The sequence below is a fragment of the Actinokineospora pegani genome (assembly GCF_009745975.1).
Lineage (GTDB): Bacteria > Actinomycetota > Actinomycetes > Mycobacteriales > Pseudonocardiaceae > Actinokineospora > Actinokineospora pegani.
Window position 1 is genome coordinate 100610 of sequence record NZ_WHOL01000061.1, and the last position, 15789, is coordinate 116398.

Genomic DNA, 15789 nt, shown 5'->3' on the forward strand with positions numbered 1-15789 from the left:
TGTCCACAGGCTTGTGTACAACTGTCCCCAGCCCGCCGGGAGAACGGCGTGACCAGGGATTACAGGTCCAGGTTGAGCTTGCCCAACAACCTGCTGAACTCCTGGATGTCCTCGGTTGGCCAGGTCCCCAACTGCGTGCGCAGCCGCGCCCGTCGATCCGATCGGACCTCCGCGAGCCGAGCCGCCCCGGTGACGGTCAGTTGCACCAACCGCGCCCGGCCGTCGGAGGGGTCGGGCACGCGCTCGATCAGGTCGAGTTCCTCCAGCCGTGCGATCTGCCTGCTGACCGTCGACTTGTCCAGACCGGTGCGCTCCACTACGTCGGCCGCGCGCACCGGGCTGATGTCGCTGAGGTGCAGCAACAGCGCGTAGGAGGCCGCGTCGAGGCCGGTGTGCACCCGGGAGGCGAAAGTCATCGAGAGGCTGCGGGCGCGGCCGAACAGCTTCGACAGCTCCCGCTCCAGGTCCTGGGCCGCGTTCTCCCGCTCGCCCGACTGCTCGTCCACCCTCGTCAGTCCCTTCGTCACGCCTCCCGGAAAGTTAGCGGCACGGCGCCGCTGGGGCGCAGCTACCAGGCAAAAAATGCAGTACCGTGTACGTCCAGTAGTCGAGCAGTACCGATTCACCCGTTCTCCACCCCGCTGGTGCGGGGGGCTCAAGTACGCTGAGTGCCGCCCAGGGACCGTCAGACCGGTGGAGCGACCGCCCGACCATGTCAGCCGATGTGAGCCCGTTCCCGTCCTCGAACCCGCGCGCCGAGGCACCCGCCGCGGTGGCGGCGATGGTGCGCCTGGTCCGGGAGAGCTTCGCCTTCGTCGAGCCGCGCGCCGATGAGGTCGCCGCCGCCTTCTACGACAACCTGTTCCACGTCGAGCCCAGCACCCAGGACATGTTCCCACCGGACATGCGGGTGCGGGACTCGCGGCTGCTGCAGGCGCTCGTGCAGGTCGTGCAGATGGTCGACCGGCCGGAGGACCTGGTGCCCTACCTGCGTGAGATCGGGCGCGAGCACCGCAAGTTCGGCCTGGTCAGCGACCACTACGAGGCCGTGGGCATGGCGTTGATCCACGCCGTGCGCGAGTTCGCCGAGCCGGTGTGGACCGAGGACGTCGAGCGGGCGTGGGCCGAGGCGTACACGATCATGGCCAGGGCGATGCTGGGCGCCGCCGCCGAGGCCACCGGGCCAGCGTGGTGGAACGCGACGGTCGTCGAGCGCGAGCGGATCAGCTGGGACTTGGCCGTGCTGCGCGTGTGCCCCGACCAGCCCCTGCCCTACCGCCCCGGCCAGTACGTCAGCGTCGAGGTCCCGCAGCACCCCCGCCTGTGGCGCTACCTGTCCCCGGCCACCGCCCCCGCCGACGACGGCGTCCTCGAGTTCCACGTCCGCACCGTCGAGAACGGCCTGGTCAGTCCCACCATCGTCAACGACACCCAGGTCGGCGACGAGTGGCGCATCGCCGCCCCCATGGGCCGCCTCACCGTCGACCGCCAGTCCGACCGCGACGTCCTCATGATCACGGGCGGCACCGGCATCGCCCCGATGCGCTCGATCATCGAGGAGCTCGCCCAGTGGGGCCTCAACCCCCGCGTCCACCTCTTCACCGGCGGCCGCGTCCGCGAGGACCTCTACGACCTGGCCCACCTGCAGAACATCGCCGCCAGCAACCCGTGGCTGTCGATCCTGCCCGTCCTGGAGCACGAACCCGACGTCGCGGAGGCCGAACACGGCACCCTCGCCCAGGTCGTCACCAAGTACGGCTCCTGGTCCGACTGCGACATCCTCGTCTCGGGCAGTCCCCAGATGATCCGCAGCACGGTCTCCGCCCTCCTGCTCGCGGGCGCCCCCATCGACCACATCACCTACGACCCGTTCATCCTGAGCTGATCGAACGGCGCGACCCCGTCAGCGGCGGCGCTGCGGGGGGCGCCAGACGACCAGGGCGGTCTCGCGCTTCACGGGGACCAGGTCGTGGCGGTAGCTCTTGTGGATGGCCGCGGCGGCCTGTTCGGCGGCGGCGTGGACCTGGGCCAGTTCCTCGGTCAGCTCGGCGATGCGCGAGCGCAGGGCGTCGACCTCGTTCTCGAGTTCGATGATGCGCTTGACGCCCGCGAGGTTGACCCCGGCCTCCTGGGAGAGGCGCTGGACCTCCTTGAGCAGGACGATGTCGCGGACCGAGTACCTGCGGCCGCCGCCGGAGGTGCGGCCGGGGGAGACCAGGCCCATGCGGTCGTAGCTGCGCAGGGTCTGGGCGTGCAGGCCGGAGAGCTGGGCGGCCACCGAGATCACGAAGACGGGGGTGTCCTCGTCGGCCCCCGGCGGGAAGGGGTTCACGACTGCCTCGCCTTCTCGACCATGGCGGTCAGGTCGGGTCGGGGATCGTGCTGCTTGGTCGCCTCAGCGTAGGCCTGCAGGGCCTCGGTGGCGGTCTCGTCGAGGGTCGGGGGGACCGACACCTGCAGAGTGATCAGCAGGTCGCCGGTCTGGCCGTCGCGCTTGGCGACGCCCTTGCCCCGGACCCGCAGGACGCGGCCGGACGGGGTGCCGGGGGCGACCCGGGCGCTGACCGAGCCCTCCAGGGTGGGGACGGAGATGGTGGTGCCCAGGGCCAGCTCGGTGAAGCTGACCGGGACCCGCAGGGTGAGGTTGTTGCCGTCGCGGCCGAAGACCGGGTGCGGGGTGACGTGCACGCGGACGTACAGGTCGCCGGACGCGGCGCCGTTGGAGCCGGGTTCGCCCTGGCCGGACAGGCGGATGCGCTGGTCGTTCTCCACCCCCGGGGGGATGCGGACGGTCAGCGTGCGGGTCTTGGTGCTGACCCCGTCGCCGCCGCAGTCGGGGCAGGGGTTGTCGACGATGCGGCCGGTGCCGCGGCAGTCGTGGCACGGCTCGCTGAACGCGAACGCGCCCTGGCTGCGGCTGATCAGGCCCGCGCCCGAACAGGTCGCGCAGGTGCGCGGGGTGGTGCCCGGCCGGGCACCGGAGCCGTGGCAGGTCTCGCACTCCGACGGGCTCGACAGCCGCAGCGGGACCGTCGCGCCCTTGACCGCCTCGACGAAGTCGATGCGGACCTCGGTCTCGACGTCGGCCCCGCGCCGGGCGCGCGGCGAGGACGCCGCACCCCGGCCGCGGCCGAACAGGTTGCCCAGCATGTCGCCGAAGCCGCCGCCCGCGGCCGCGCCGCCCGCGGCTTGGCCGAACAGGTCGGAGAACGACGCGCCGCCGCCCCCCGACCCGCCGCCGAAGCCGCCGCGCAGCCCGCCGCCGAACAGGGAGCGGGCCTCGTCGTACTGCTTGCGCTTCTCCGGGTCGCCGAGCACCCCGTGCGCCTCGGACACCGCCTTGAACCGCGCCTCGGCGTCGGCGTTGCCCGGGTTGGCGTCGGGGTGCAGCTCGCGGGCGAGCTTGCGGTACGCCTTCTTGATCTCGCCCTCACCGGCGTCGGAGGAGACGCCCAGCTCGCGGTAGAAGTCCTTGTCGATCCAGTCCCGTGCGCTCACCGGACGTCCCCTCCTCTCGCTCAGTCCGCCGGGGTGGCGGGTGCTGCCTCGGCGTCGGTCACCGCGACCAGCGCGGCCCGCACGACGCGGTCCCCGATCTTGTAACCCCGGCGCAGCACACCGCTGACGGTGGGCCCGTCCACCTCGGTGGACGTGTCGTGCTGCACGGCCTCGTGCACCGAGGGGTCGAACGGCTCGCCCTCGTGGGCGAACGCCTCCAACCCGGTCTTGGTCAGCACCGAGTTGAGCTTGTCCGCCACCGCCTTGAACGCGCCGGTGAGGTCACCGTGCTTCTCGGCCCGCTCCAGGTCGTCGAGGACACCGAGGAACTCGGCCACGACCTGGGCCTTGGCCGAGGTGGCCACGGCCTCGCGGTCGCGCTCGACGCGCTTGCGGTAGTTGGCGTACTCGGCCTGCAGGCGCTGCAGGTCGGCGGTGCGCTCGGCCAACTGGGACTTCGCCTCGGCAGCCGGGTCGGCGTCGGCGTCGGCCTCGGCGTCGTCGACGATCCCGTCCACCACTGTGACGTCCTCGACCTCGGCCTCGGCCGGGGCCTGCGCGGCCGGGGTGTCCCCGGCCGCCTTGGCCTCGGCGCGGACCTCACCCGTCTCCGGGTCGAGCCTGCGCTTGTCGCGCACCACGACCGGCTCCTGCGCGGCGTTCTCCTCGCGCTTCTGCTCGGTCACTTCTTGTCCTTGTCCTCGTCGACGATCTCGGCGTCCACCACGTCGTCCTCGGGCTTGGCCTGCGCGCCGCCCTCGGGGCCGCCCGCGGCCTGCTCGGCCCCGGTGTTGGCGTAGAGCGCGGAACCCATCGCCTGGGACTCGGTGCCCAGCTTCTCCATCGCGGCCTTGATGGCGCCGATGTCGGTGCCCTTGAGCGCCTCGTTGGCCTCGGTGATCGCGGCGGTCACCTTCTCCTTGGCGTCGGCCGGGACCTTGTCCTCGTTGTCCTTGAGGAACTTCTCGGTCTGGTAGACCAGCGTCTCCGCCTGGTTGCGGACGTCGGCCTCCTCGCGGCGCTTCTTGTCCTCCTCGGCGTGCGCCTCGGCGTCCTTGACCATCCGGTCGATGTCGTCCTTGGGCAGCGCCGAGCCGCCCGTGATCGTCATTGACTGCTCCTTGCCGGTGCCCAGGTCCTTCGCGTTGACGTGCACGATGCCGTTCGCGTCGATGTCGAAGGTGACCTCCACCTGCGGCACGCCGCGCGGGGCGGGGGGCAGGCCGGTGAGGTCGAAGGTGCCCAGCTTCTTGTTGTCCGCGGCGAAGTCGCGCTCGCCCTGGAACACCTGGATGCCCACGGTGGTCTGGTTGTCGTCGGCGGTGGAGAAGATCTCCGAGCGCTTGGTCGGGATGGTGGTGTTGCGCTCGATGAGCTTGGTGAACACCCCGCCCTTGGTCTCGATGCCCAGCGACAGCGGGGTCACGTCGAGCAGCAGGACGTCCTTGACCTCGCCCCGGAGCACACCGGCCTGCAGCGCGGCGCCGATGGCGACGACCTCGTCCGGGTTGACGCCCTTGTTGGCCTCGCGACCGCCGGTGAGCTCCTTGACCAGCTCGGCGACGGCGGGCATCCGGGTGGAGCCGCCGACCAGCACGACGTGGTCGATCTCGCCGATCGGCATGCCCGCGTCCTTGACCACGTTGTTGAACGGGGTGCGGGTGCGGTCGAGCAGGTCCTGGGTGATCCGCTGGAACTCCGCGCGGGTCAGCGTCTCGTCGAGGAACAGCGGGTTCTTGTCGCCGTCGACGGTGATGTAGGGCAGGTTGATGTTGGCGCTGTTCGAGCTGGACAGCTCGATCTTCGCCTTCTCGGCCGCCTCGCGGATGCGCTGCAGCGCCATCTTGTCCTTGGTGAGGTCGATGCCGCTGGACGACTTGAACTTCTCGACCAGCCAGTCGACGACGCGCTGGTCCCAGTCGTCGCCGCCGAGGTGGTTGTCACCGGAGGTCGCGCGGACCTCCACGACGCCGTCGCCGATCTCGAGCAGCGAGACGTCGAAGGTGCCGCCGCCGAGGTCGAAGACCAGGATCGTCTGCTCCTTGGCGCCCTTGTCCAGGCCGTAGGCCAGGGCGGCCGCGGTGGGCTCGTTGACGATGCGCAGGACGTTGAGGCCCGCGATCTGCCCGGCCTCCTTGGTGGCCTGGCGCTGGGCGTCCTCGAAGTACGCGGGCACGGTGATGACCGCGTCGGTGATGGTCTCGCCCAGGTACGACTCGGCGTCGCGCTTGAGCTTCATCAGCACGCGCGCGGAGATCTCCTGCGGCGTGTAGTCCTTGCCGTCGAACTGCTCTTTCCAGCCGGTGCCGATGTGCCGCTTGACCGACCGGACGGTGCGGTCAACGTTGGTGACCGCCTGGTTCTTCGCGGGCTGTCCGACCAACACGTCGCCGTTCTTGGCGAACGCGACGATCGATGGAGTCGTCCGCGAGCCCTCGGAGTTGGCGATGACCGTCGGCTCGCCGCCTTCGAGGACGGCGACGACGGAGTTGGTCGTCCCCAGGTCGATGCCGACCGCTCGCGCCATGTCTTCCTCCTGCTGTGACTGCTCTCGGGTGATCCTCTAGGTTGAGTGTACTCGACTCAGCTTTGCTACTTGAGTCGGTCCCGCTCAACCTTTCTGACCCGCACAACGAGGACCAGCGCGGAGTTGTTCCCGACCCGGCGGGAAAACTCAACCGAAGTCGAGAGTGATGGTGCCGGAGTTGGCCCTGGCCTCGAGCGGGGTGCCCGTCGGGTCGTGGCCGATGCGGTTGTCGATGCGCCCGGAGTCGACGCGCAGGGTGGTGTTGTAGTCGCCGCGCGGGACCCGCACGTCGATGGTGCCGCTGTCGACCCTGGCCACGAGCGGGGCGGCCTTGGCGGCGCGCACCTCGACATCGCTGGAGTCGGCGCGCACGGTCACCGCGTCCTGGGTCTCGGCGAGGGTGACCCGGCCGGAGTCGGCCTCGACCGAGACCGCGCCGCTGGGCCGGGTGACCGTCAGGTCGCCGGAGGAGACCGCCAGCGAGACCGTCGAGGCATCCTGGACCTCCGCCTGCCCGGAGTCGATGTCACCGTCGACCGCGACCCCCCTCGGCACGACCACGTCGTAGTCCACCCAGCAGCCCGAGACCTCGCAGGAGTCGAGCACCAGCGTGTCGCCCTCCATCCGGAACGTCGACACGTCGGGCCGGTCGCCGCGGTAGTGCACCGTGCGGTGGACCGAGCTGGTCTCCCCGGCGACGATCCGGACCGAGCCCGAGTCGACGGACAGGCGGACCTCCCGGACCACCTGGTCGAACCGCGCGTCGTCGGAGTACGCCCCCTGCTTCTCCAACATCCCGCAGCCGCTTACCAGCGCGGCCCCCGACGCCCCGATCAGCACCGCGACCAGCAGGTTCTTCATCGTTTCCCCCTTGGTTGAGCAACAAGGAAGACGTTATGGCCGCGCACGGCGCCCGGGGATCAGGGAAAGCCCCCGGAACCACCCTGATGTTCTCCCTACCCCTAGCGCAGGGGTGCGAGGAGGTGCTCGACGACCGGGAGCAGCTCCTCCTCCGTCGGCGGGTCGTCGTCGATGAGGCCCTGGAGCAGGATTCCGTCGATGCCCGCGAGGAAGGCGCGGAACCCGGTCTCGTCCGGTTGGCGACCGAGGCTGGTCAGCACGTCGAGCCACTGCCGGGCGGCGCGGCGCAGGGTCGGGCGGCGGGCCGCGAGCAGGTAGAGCTCGTACTCGGCCATCGTCCGCCCCCGGCGCGGGCCGAGCGCCTCGGCCAGCATCTCGGCCACCGCCCCCGCCTGGCTGCGCCCCTTGATCCGGCTGGACTCGATGCGGTCGCGGATGCGCACCGCCATGTCCTCCGCCGACCAGGTCAGCGCCGTGACGATGAGGTCGTCGAGCGCGGCGAAGTGGTAGGTGAGCGAGGCGGGGGGCACGCCCGCCTCGGCGGCCACCGTGCGGTGCGTGACGCCCGCGACCCCGTCGCGCTCGACCACGCGCAAGGTCGCCTCGATGATCTCCGCGCGCCTGCGGTCGCCCCTGGCCCGGCGGCCGTCGACCCGGCGGTAGGCGGTCGCGCTCACGACGCGCCGCCCGCGGGCACAAGTCCGCTGAACCTCGCTGACAATTTCCGCGACAAGGCCACCGCCACCTCGCCGACGATCGCCGCTACCAGCAGAATGAACGCCACCATGCCGGGAAACACTACCTGGACGATCGTCCAAGTAGTCCGGAGGTGTGCACCACACTTGTCAGGCTTAGGGTCGGCTTACCCGGTTACTGGCGAGTAGGGTCTCCCACCGAATGCCGAACTGACGGAAGGTCACCACGCCATGGGTGCCGTGCAACTGATCCTCGGGCTGATCGCGGTCGCGGTCAGCCTCGTGGCCTGGGGCATGTTCGTGCGAACGATCATGCGGTTCATCAAGACGATCCAGCTCGGGCAACCCGACTCCACGCGCAACGGCCCGTTCGTGCCCCGCATGAAGACGATGCTCGTCGAGTTCGCCGCGCACACGCGGATGAACAAGTTCCGGCACGTCGGCTGGGCGCACTGGCTGGTGATGTGGGGCTTCCTGATCGGCTCCGCGGCCCTGTTCGAGGCCTACGGCGAGGTGTTCGTCCCGACCTGGGGCTGGCCGATCCTCGACCACTGGAACGTGTGGCACCTGCTGATGGAGGTGCTGGGCGTCGCCACGATCATCGGCGGCATCGCGCTGGTGGTCATCCGCCAGCGCAACCACCCGCGCCGCGCCGACCGCATGTCGCGCTTCCAGGGCTCGAACTTCCGGCAGGCCTACTTCGTCGAGACCGTCGTGATCTTCGAGGGCTTCGGCATCCTCGGTGTCCGCGCGGCCAAGGCCGCCATGGGCGCGCACGAGCTGCCGCTGTGGGCCGCGTTCGTGTCCAACCCGCTGGGCGAGCTCCTGCCCGCGAGCCCGAACCTGGTCTCCGTGCTCGCGTTCATCAAGCTCATGGGCGCGATGGTCTGGGTCTACGTCGTGGCCAAGTACATGACGATGGGCGTGGCCTGGCACCGGTTCAGCGCGTTCTTCAACATCTACTTCAAGCGCGAGGCCGACGGCGGCGTGGCGCTGGGCGCGATGAAGCCGATGATGTCCGACGGCAAGCCCCTCGACTTCGAGGAGGCCGACCCGGAGAAGGACGTCTTCGGCGCGGGCAAGATCGAGGACTTCACCTGGAAGGGCTGGCTGGACTTCACGACCTGCACCGAGTGCGGTCGCTGCCAGTCGCAGTGCCCGGCCTGGAACACCGGCAAGCCGCTGTCGCCGAAGCTGCTGATCACCCAGCTCCGCGACCACGCCTACGCCAAGGCGCCGTACCTGCTCGCGGGCGGCAAGAAGGACATGATGGGCGAGGAGATCGGCCTCGTCGGCGACAACTCCCACGCCGGGATCGATGTGCTGGCGCTGGCCGAGTCCGAGCGCCCGCTGATCGGCGGCCCGGACGAGCTCGGCGTCATCGACCCCGAGGTGCTGTGGTCCTGCACCACCTGCGGCGCCTGCGTCGAGCAGTGCCCGGTGGACATCGAGCACGTCGACCACATCGTCGACATGCGCCGCTACCAGGTCCTGATCGAGTCGAACTTCCCGTCCGAGCTGGGCGGCATGTTCAAGAACCTGGAGAACAAGGGCAACCCCTGGGGCCAGAACTCCAAGGACCGCCTGGCCTGGACCGAGGAGCTGGACTTCGAGGTCCCGGTGTTCGACGGCGAGCTGGCCGACGAGACCGAGTACCTGTTCTGGGTCGGCTGCGCGGGCGCCTTCGAGGACCGCGCGAAGAAGACCACCCGCGCGGTGGCCGAGCTGCTGCACAACGCGGGCGTCAACTACGTCGTGCTCGGCTCGGAGGAGACCTGCACCGGCGACCCGGCGCGCCGCGCGGGCAACGAGTTCCTGTTCCAGATGCTGGCCCAGCAGAACGTCGAGGTCATGAACTCGGTGTTCGAGGGCCGCGAGGCCGGTAAGCGCAAGGTCGTGGTGACCTGCGCCCACTGCTTCAACACCATCGCCAACGAGTACCCGCAACTGGGCGGCAAGTACGAGGTCGTGCACCACACCCAGTTGCTCAACAAGCTGGTGCGGGAGAAGCGCCTGGTGCCGGTCGCCAAGGTCACCGAGGACGTCACCTACCACGACCCGTGCTACCTGGGCAGGCACAACAAGATCTACGAGGCTCCGCGCGAGCTGGTCGGCGCGTCCGGCGCGAAGCTGCGCGAGATGCCGCGCCACGCCGACCGGTCCATGTGCTGCGGCGCCGGTGGCGCCCGGATGTGGATGGAGGAGCGGATCGGCAAGCGGATCAACGTCGACCGCGTGGACGAGGCGCTGAGCACGGCCCCGTCGAAGATCGCGACCGGCTGCCCGTTCTGCCGCGTCATGCTCACCGACGGCGTCACCGCGCGCCAGGCCGACGGCCTGGCGGGCGAGAACGTCGAGGTCGTCGACGTCGCGCAGCTCCTGCTCGAGGCGGTCAAGCGCGGCAAGACCGAGCGGCCGGACATCCCGACCGACGAGACGGACACCGGCACCCCGCTGCCGGACGAGGACAAGTCCCCGAGCACGGGCACCTGATCCCAGGCTGGGCCACAGGGCCGCGACCCTCCCGGGTCGCGGCCCTGCTCGTTTTGGTCTTCTCATAAAATGAGACGAGAGTTCCGAAATACAGGAACAGTTAGCTATGTTAACTACATGGTCGCGCATGTCGAGCAGGGAACCTCTCGTCGGTGGGTCATCCTCGGGGTGGCCGTCGCGGCCCAGGCCGCCACGAGCACCCTCGTCTACGGCCTGCCGTTCCTGATCCCGGCGATCCGCTCCGCCGAGGGCATGAGCCTGGCCGGGGCCGGGAGCCTGACCGTCGCGCCGGTGCTGGGCGTGCTGGTGGCGCTGATCGCCTGGGGCGCGGCCGCGGACCGGTTCGGCGAGCGGGTCGTGATGACGATTGGCATGACCGGCACCGGCCTGGGCGCGCTGGCCGCGGTCTGGGCGCCCGGCACCGGCTGGCTCGCCGCGGCCCTGGTGGTGGCCGGGGTGTTCTCGGCGTCGATCAGCGCGGCCAGCGGCCGGGCGGTGCTGGGCTGGTTCGGCCCCGCCGAGCGCGGCCTGGCCATGGGCATCCGCCAGACCTGCCAACCGATCGGCGTCGGCATCGCGGCGCTGACCCTGCCGTCGGTGGCCGGTGGTTTCGGGTACCGGGCGGCCTTGCTGGTCCCGGCCGCGCTGTGCCTGGTGAGCGCGGTCCTGGTCGTCCTGCTGCTGCTCGACCCGCCGCGCAAGCCCGCCACCGGCGTGGCCGCCACGCGCTCGCCGTACCGCGGGGGTCGGCTGGCGCGGGTGCACCTGGCCAGCGCGCTGTTGGTGGTGCCCCAGTTCGTCTCGGCCACGTTCGCGCTGACCTACCTGGTCAGCGAGCTGGGGTGGGACGCGGTGGCCGCGGGCGCGGTCCTCGCCCTCGTCCAGGTCTTCGGGGCGCTGGGCCGCGTCGGGGCGGGGGTGTGGTCGGACCGGGTCGCCAGCCGGATGCGCCCGATGCGTGCCATCGCGGCCACCGTCGCCGCGTTCTTGCTGGTCTGGGCCCTGGGAGACCAAACGGCGGCGTGGCTGGCGGTGGTCGGCCTGATCGCGGTGCTCGTCGTCTCGGTCACCGACAACGGCCTGGGCTTCACCGCGACGGCCGAGCTGGCCGGCCCGTCCTGGGCCGGTCGGGCGCTGGGCATCCAGAACACCGGCCAGAACGCGGTGGCCCTGGCCGTCGCCCCGGTCTTCGGCGCGCTGATCCCGGTCGCGGGCTGGACGTGGAGCCTGGTCGTCGCCGCCGCGCTGCCGCTGGCCGCGATGGCGCTGACACCGGTGCGGGGCGAGGTCGTGGCCTAGGCGTGTCCTAGCGGCGGGTGTCGACCCGGTGGAAGTTGAGGTAGGCGCGCGAGGGCGTCGGTCCGCGCTGCCCCTGGTAGCGGGAGCCCGCCTCCTGGGAGCCGTAGGGGAACTCGGCCGACGAGGAGAGCCGGAACAGGCACAGTTGCCCGATCTTCATCCCCGGCCACAGCGTGATCGGCAGGTTCGCCACGTTGGACAGCTCCAGCGTGATGTGCCCGGTGAACCCGGGATCGATGAACCCCGCCGTCGAGTGCGTCAGCAACCCCAACCGCCCCAGCGACGACTTCCCCTCCAACCGCCCCGCCAGGTCATCGGGCAGCGTCACCGCCTCGTACGTCGACCCGAGCACGAACTCCCCGGGGTGCAGCACGAACGGCTCGTCCTGCTCCGCCTCGACGGCCGAGGTCAGGTCGTCCTGCTGCTGCCGGGGGTCGATGTGGGTGTACCGAGTGTTGTTGAAGACCCGGAAGAACCGGTCCAACCGCACGTCGATGCTGGAGGGCTGCACCATCAACGGCTCGAAGGGCTCCAGGCCGAACCGACCGGAGTCGAGTTCCTTGCGCAGGTCACGGTCGCTCAGCAGCACCCGCCCACCCTAGCCGTCGGCCCCTGCGCGCACCGCCGCGGACCACGCCGTGTACGATGTGATCGTTCTGCGGATGTAGTTCAATGGTAGAACATCAGCTTCCCAAGCTGAATACGCGGGTTCGATTCCCGTCATCCGCTCCAGCGCTGCGAATGCCCTGGTCATCATCATGATGACCAGGGCATTTTCGCTTTTCGCGCGGGCGGCTCAGGCCCGGGCGCGGGCCTTCATCTGGGCGCGCAGGGCGGGCAGGCCGAACTCGCGGACGGCGGTGAGGACTTCCTCGGCCGTCTTGGCGAAGGGCTTGCCCGCGTCGATCTGCCACCAGAGGTCACCGATGGGCACGGCGTTGCCGACGAGCATGAGGTCGCCGATGCGCTCCTGCCAGGCGCCCGCGGTGTGGCCCGCCGCGCGCAGGTAGGGGCGGATGCGGAGCTGGGAGGCCCACTCGTCGGTGGCGGAGACGGTCAGGACGAGGGTGAAGCGGGTGGCGCGGGGGGTGCTGGTCTGCAGGATGGCGATCTCGCCGACCTGGCCCACGCCGCGCATCTGGAAGCGGCGACCCGCGCCCACGAAGCCGAGGGCGCGCAGGCCGGGGGCCAACTCGGTCTGGACCATGAGCTGGAACCATTCATCCGCGTTGCGGACCGCACCTGCCTCCAACGTCGCCCCCCTTCGCTCGGTCGGAAGCCCGGGAGCGACCGCTGGACGCCCCGCCGGACACCCATCGCCGTGCAAATACCCAAAAAGCGGTCATTCACACGGCCGCTGGCCTCCACGCTGGCCAGTCGAGACCACGTGGTCGCCCACGCAGCGCGGTCGTCCGATCACCGGGCTTGGACCACGAGCGTATCCGCGCCCGCGGACACTTCCCACTCGACTGCCCGTTCCGTGACCTTCACCCATCGGGACCTCGACACGGAGGGTCGCGAACCGCCACCATTTGCTGTGTTGTGTGTCACAACACAGCTCCCCTTTAGGGGGGACTTTGCGAGTGCGCGGTCCGGAACCTGAGACTGCACGTCTCGCCCAGCCGATGGGCGGTGTCGGTTGACACGGTCGGGTGACACCCAGGAGGAACCACTGATGCCACGCAGCCTCACCCCTCGGCCCATCGGGGGGCTGGGCCAGAGCGAGGGCGGACTGGCCATCGCCCTGGTCGACGGGGTGCCGATGTTCCGCGAAGGGCTCTCGGCCCTGGTGCTGCGCACCCGGGGCCTGCGGTGGCTGGGGGCCACGGACACGCCGCAGGGCGCGCTGCAGTTCGCCGAGCGGTACCGGCCGGACGTGGTGATGATCGACTCCGGGCTGGACCCGCGGCACCACCTCAGCCACACCCTCACCGGGGCCAACGGGGACCTGGTCGTGCTGATCCTGGTGCGCGACGGGCACCGCACGACCCAGTACGTGGCGACCGCGATCGCCGCGGGCGTGCACGGTGTGATCCTCCGCTCGGCCGAGCCGCCGCAGTTGCTGGAGGCCGTCCAGGCGACCCACCGCGACCGCCGGTACGTCGACCCGGCACTCGCCGCCACGGTCGCCGCGCCGCGCAGCCGCCTCGCGCACATCGGCGAGGGCGAGCAGCAGCCGCTGTCGCGCCGCGAGTTCCAGGTGTTGCAGCTCATCGCCGACGGCCTGGAGAACCAGGCGATCGCCAAGATCCTCTACGTCTCGGTGGAGACCGTGCGGACCCACGTGAAGAGCATCCTGCGCAAGCTCTCCGCCCGGGACCGGACGCACGCGGTGGCCGTGGCCTTCAAGTCCGGGGTCCTCATCGCGCCGCCCCCTCGACGGTCGACGACCGAGCGGACGTGACCGGAACCACAGGTTCGCAACCGCCATCCGAGCGACTTTCCTTGCCGGAGTTACCCGCAAGTAATATGCTGTTGTTACCGGTGAGTAGCGCGCTTCTGCTCGCGGCTTGACTTACCCGCACGAGCGTGAGGGACACGGAGCAACCACCATGGGTCACTACAAGAGCAACGTCCGCGACCTCGAGTTCAACCTGTTCGAGGTCTTCGGCGTGCAGGAGCGCCTCGGCAAGGGCGTCCTGGCCGACTCCGACGAGGACACCGCCCGCGGCGCCCTCGCCGAACTCAACAAGCTCGCGATCGGCCCGTTGGCGGAGTCCTTCGCCGACGCCGACCGCAACCCGCCGGTGTACGACCCCAAGACGTTCAGCGCCACGCTGCCCGAGGGGTTCCGGAAGTCGTTCCAGGAGCTCTGGGACGGCGAGTGGTGGCGGCTGGCGCTGACCACCGACCTCGGCGGCCTCGGCATCCCCCCGTCGGTCCAGTGGGCCGCGGCCGAGCTGATCCTGGGGGCCAACCCGCCGCTGTTCATGTACCTCGCGGGCCCGGCGTTCGCGATGATCGTGGACCGCAACGGGACCGAGGAGCAGCAGCGCTGGGCCCGGTTCATGATCGAGAAGTGCTGGGGCGCCACCATGGTGCTCACCGAGCCGGACGCCGGTTCCGACGTCGGCGCGGGCCGCACCAAGGCCGTCAAGCAGGACGACGGCACCTGGCACATCGACGGCGTGAAGCGCTTCATCACCTCGGCCGACCAGGACCTGACCGACAACATCATGCACCTGGTGCTGGCCCGCCCCGAGGGCGCGGGCGCGGGCACCAAGGGCCTGTCGCTGTTCCTGGTGCCGAAGTTCCACTTCGACACCGAGACCGCGGAGCTGGGCGAGCGCAACGGCGCCTTCGTCACCAACGTCGAGCACAAGATGGGCATCAAGGCGTCCACCACGTGCGAGCTGACCTTCGGCCAGCACGGCACGCCCGCGGTCGGCTGGCTGCTCGGCGAGGTGCACAACGGCATCGCGCAGATGTTCCAGGTCATCGAGTACGCCCGGATGATGGTCGGCACCAAGGCCATCGCGACCCTGTCGACCGGCTACCTCAACGCGCTCGAGTACGCCAAGGAGCGCGTGCAGGGCGCCGACCTGCCGAACATGCTCGACAAGACCGCCCCGCGCGTCACCATCACCCACCACCCGGACGTCCGCCGCTCGCTGATGCTGCAGAAGGCGTACGCGGAGGGCCTGCGCGCGGTGTACCTCTACACCGCCACCTTCCAGGACCAGATCTGGACCGGCGAGGGCGACGAGGAGTCGCAGAAGCTCGCCGAGCGGGTCAACGACCTGCTGCTCCCGATCGTCAAGGGCGTCGGCTCCGAGCGGGCCACCGAGCAGCTCGTGCAGTCGCTGCAGACCCTGGGCGGTTCGGGCTTCCTGCAGGACTACCCGATCGAGCAGTACATCCGCGACTCCAAGATCGACTCGCTCTACGAGGGCACCACGGCCATCCAGTCCCTGGACTTCTTCTTCCGGAAGATCATCCGGGACAAGGGCCAGGCGCTGGCGTACCTGGCGGGCGAGATCAGCAACTTCATCGAGGCCGAGGGCGGCAACGGCAGGCTCAAGAACGAGCGCGCCCTGCTCAAGCAGGCCCTCGAGGACGTCCAGGGCATGCTGGGCGCGCTGATCCAGTACCTCACCGCCTCGCAGGACGACCCGCAGAACATCAACAAGGTGGGCCAGCACAGCGTCCGCCTGCTGATGGGCACCGGCGACCTCCTGGTCGGCTGGCTGCTGCAGCGCCAGGCCGAGATCGCCATCACCAAGCTCGACGGCGGCGCCGCGGGCAAGGACAGGGCCTTCTACGAGGGCAAGGTCGCCGTCGCGTCCTTCTTCGCGAAGAACGTCCTGCCGGAGCTGTCGGCGGGCCGCAAGATCGTCGAGAACGCCGACAACGACCTGATGGACCTGGACGAAGCCGCCTTCTAAGGGCCAGACAGTTCCGACCGAAGGCCCCCGG

The 15789-nt window shown here is 70.2% G+C and carries 14 protein-coding genes and 1 tRNA gene; 6 read left to right on the forward strand and 9 right to left on the reverse strand.

The window, feature by feature from the left end:
• Positions 1 to 59 precede the first annotated feature (59 nt).
• On the reverse strand, positions 60 to 506 hold the full coding sequence (locus GCL84_RS07225; RefSeq protein WP_235926049.1) for a MarR family winged helix-turn-helix transcriptional regulator: 447 nt from the start codon (positions 504 to 506) through the stop codon (positions 60 to 62).
• Positions 507 to 712: 206 nt separating this feature from the next.
• Between GCL84_RS07225 and GCL84_RS07230 the strand changes: the two genes are divergently transcribed.
• Positions 713 to 1885 carry an FAD-binding oxidoreductase gene (locus GCL84_RS07230; RefSeq protein WP_235926050.1) on the forward strand — a complete coding sequence of 391 codons (1173 nt, stop codon included), beginning with the start codon at positions 713 to 715 and terminating at the stop codon, positions 1883 to 1885.
• Positions 1886 to 1903: 18 nt separating this feature from the next.
• Here the strand turns inward: GCL84_RS07230 and GCL84_RS07235 are convergent, their stop codons facing one another.
• The 6 genes from GCL84_RS07235 to GCL84_RS07260 form a co-directional block, all read right to left on the reverse strand.
• Positions 1904 to 2332, reverse strand: a complete 429-nt coding sequence (locus GCL84_RS07235; protein WP_156754588.1) for a heat shock protein transcriptional repressor HspR — start codon at positions 2330 to 2332, stop codon at positions 1904 to 1906.
• Positions 2329 to 3498 carry a molecular chaperone DnaJ gene (gene dnaJ / locus GCL84_RS07240; protein ID WP_156754589.1) on the reverse strand — a complete coding sequence of 390 codons (1170 nt, stop codon included), beginning with the start codon at positions 3496 to 3498 and terminating at the stop codon, positions 2329 to 2331. The genes GCL84_RS07235 and dnaJ overlap by 4 nt, the downstream gene beginning before the upstream one ends.
• Before the next feature lie 20 nt (positions 3499 to 3518).
• The gene (gene grpE / locus GCL84_RS07245; protein ID WP_156754590.1) at positions 3519 to 4184 is read right to left on the reverse strand and encodes a nucleotide exchange factor GrpE; all 666 of its coding nucleotides are present in this window, start codon (positions 4182 to 4184) and stop codon (positions 3519 to 3521) included.
• The gene (dnaK, locus tag GCL84_RS07250; RefSeq protein ID WP_156754591.1) at positions 4181 to 6025 is read right to left on the reverse strand and encodes a molecular chaperone DnaK; all 1845 of its coding nucleotides are present in this window, start codon (positions 6023 to 6025) and stop codon (positions 4181 to 4183) included. Before dnaK ends, grpE begins: the two co-directional genes overlap by 4 nt.
• A 147-nt stretch (positions 6026 to 6172) precedes the next feature.
• On the reverse strand, positions 6173 to 6886 hold the full coding sequence (locus GCL84_RS07255; RefSeq protein WP_156754592.1) for a DUF4097 family beta strand repeat-containing protein: 714 nt from the start codon (positions 6884 to 6886) through the stop codon (positions 6173 to 6175).
• Between the two features lie 101 nt (positions 6887 to 6987).
• Positions 6988 to 7563 (reverse strand): TetR/AcrR family transcriptional regulator, encoded by a 576-nt coding sequence (locus tag GCL84_RS07260; protein WP_156754593.1) that lies wholly within the window; start codon positions 7561 to 7563, stop codon positions 6988 to 6990.
• Between the two features lie 249 nt (positions 7564 to 7812).
• Here GCL84_RS07260 and GCL84_RS07265 point away from each other — a divergent pair, with 249 nt between their 5' ends.
• Together GCL84_RS07265 and GCL84_RS07270 are read left to right on the forward strand one after the other, a co-directional pair.
• Positions 7813 to 10074: a (Fe-S)-binding protein gene (locus tag GCL84_RS07265; RefSeq protein WP_156754594.1), complete on the forward strand. Its 2262-nt coding sequence runs from the start codon at positions 7813 to 7815 to the stop codon at positions 10072 to 10074.
• 117 nt (positions 10075 to 10191) lie between these two features.
• A complete protein-coding gene (locus GCL84_RS07270; RefSeq protein ID WP_156754595.1) occupies positions 10192 to 11373 on the forward strand; it encodes an MFS transporter in 1182 nt (393 codons plus the stop codon).
• Between the two features lie 7 nt (positions 11374 to 11380).
• Here the strand turns inward: GCL84_RS07270 and dcd are convergent, their stop codons facing one another.
• Complete coding sequence (gene dcd, locus GCL84_RS07275) at positions 11381 to 11962, reverse strand: dCTP deaminase (protein WP_156754596.1); 582 nt, start codon at positions 11960 to 11962, stop codon at positions 11381 to 11383.
• Positions 11963 to 12031: 69 nt separating this feature from the next.
• On the opposite strand from dcd, the gene GCL84_RS07280 reads away from it, so the two are divergent.
• Positions 12032 to 12105 (forward strand) — tRNA-Gly (locus GCL84_RS07280).
• Between the two features lie 64 nt (positions 12106 to 12169).
• Here GCL84_RS07280 and GCL84_RS07285 read toward each other — a convergent pair.
• Complete coding sequence (locus tag GCL84_RS07285; protein ID WP_156754597.1) at positions 12170 to 12580, reverse strand: DUF4304 domain-containing protein; 411 nt, start codon at positions 12578 to 12580, stop codon at positions 12170 to 12172.
• Between the two features lie 468 nt (positions 12581 to 13048).
• On the opposite strand from GCL84_RS07285, the gene GCL84_RS07290 reads away from it, so the two are divergent.
• On the forward strand, positions 13049 to 13777 hold the full coding sequence (locus tag GCL84_RS07290; RefSeq protein ID WP_156754598.1) for a LuxR C-terminal-related transcriptional regulator: 729 nt from the start codon (positions 13049 to 13051) through the stop codon (positions 13775 to 13777).
• A gap of 148 nt (positions 13778 to 13925) precedes the next feature.
• Entirely contained in the window at positions 13926 to 15758 is a 1833-nt protein-coding gene (locus GCL84_RS07295; protein ID WP_156754599.1) for an acyl-CoA dehydrogenase, read from the forward strand.
• Positions 15759 to 15789 lie beyond the last annotated feature (31 nt).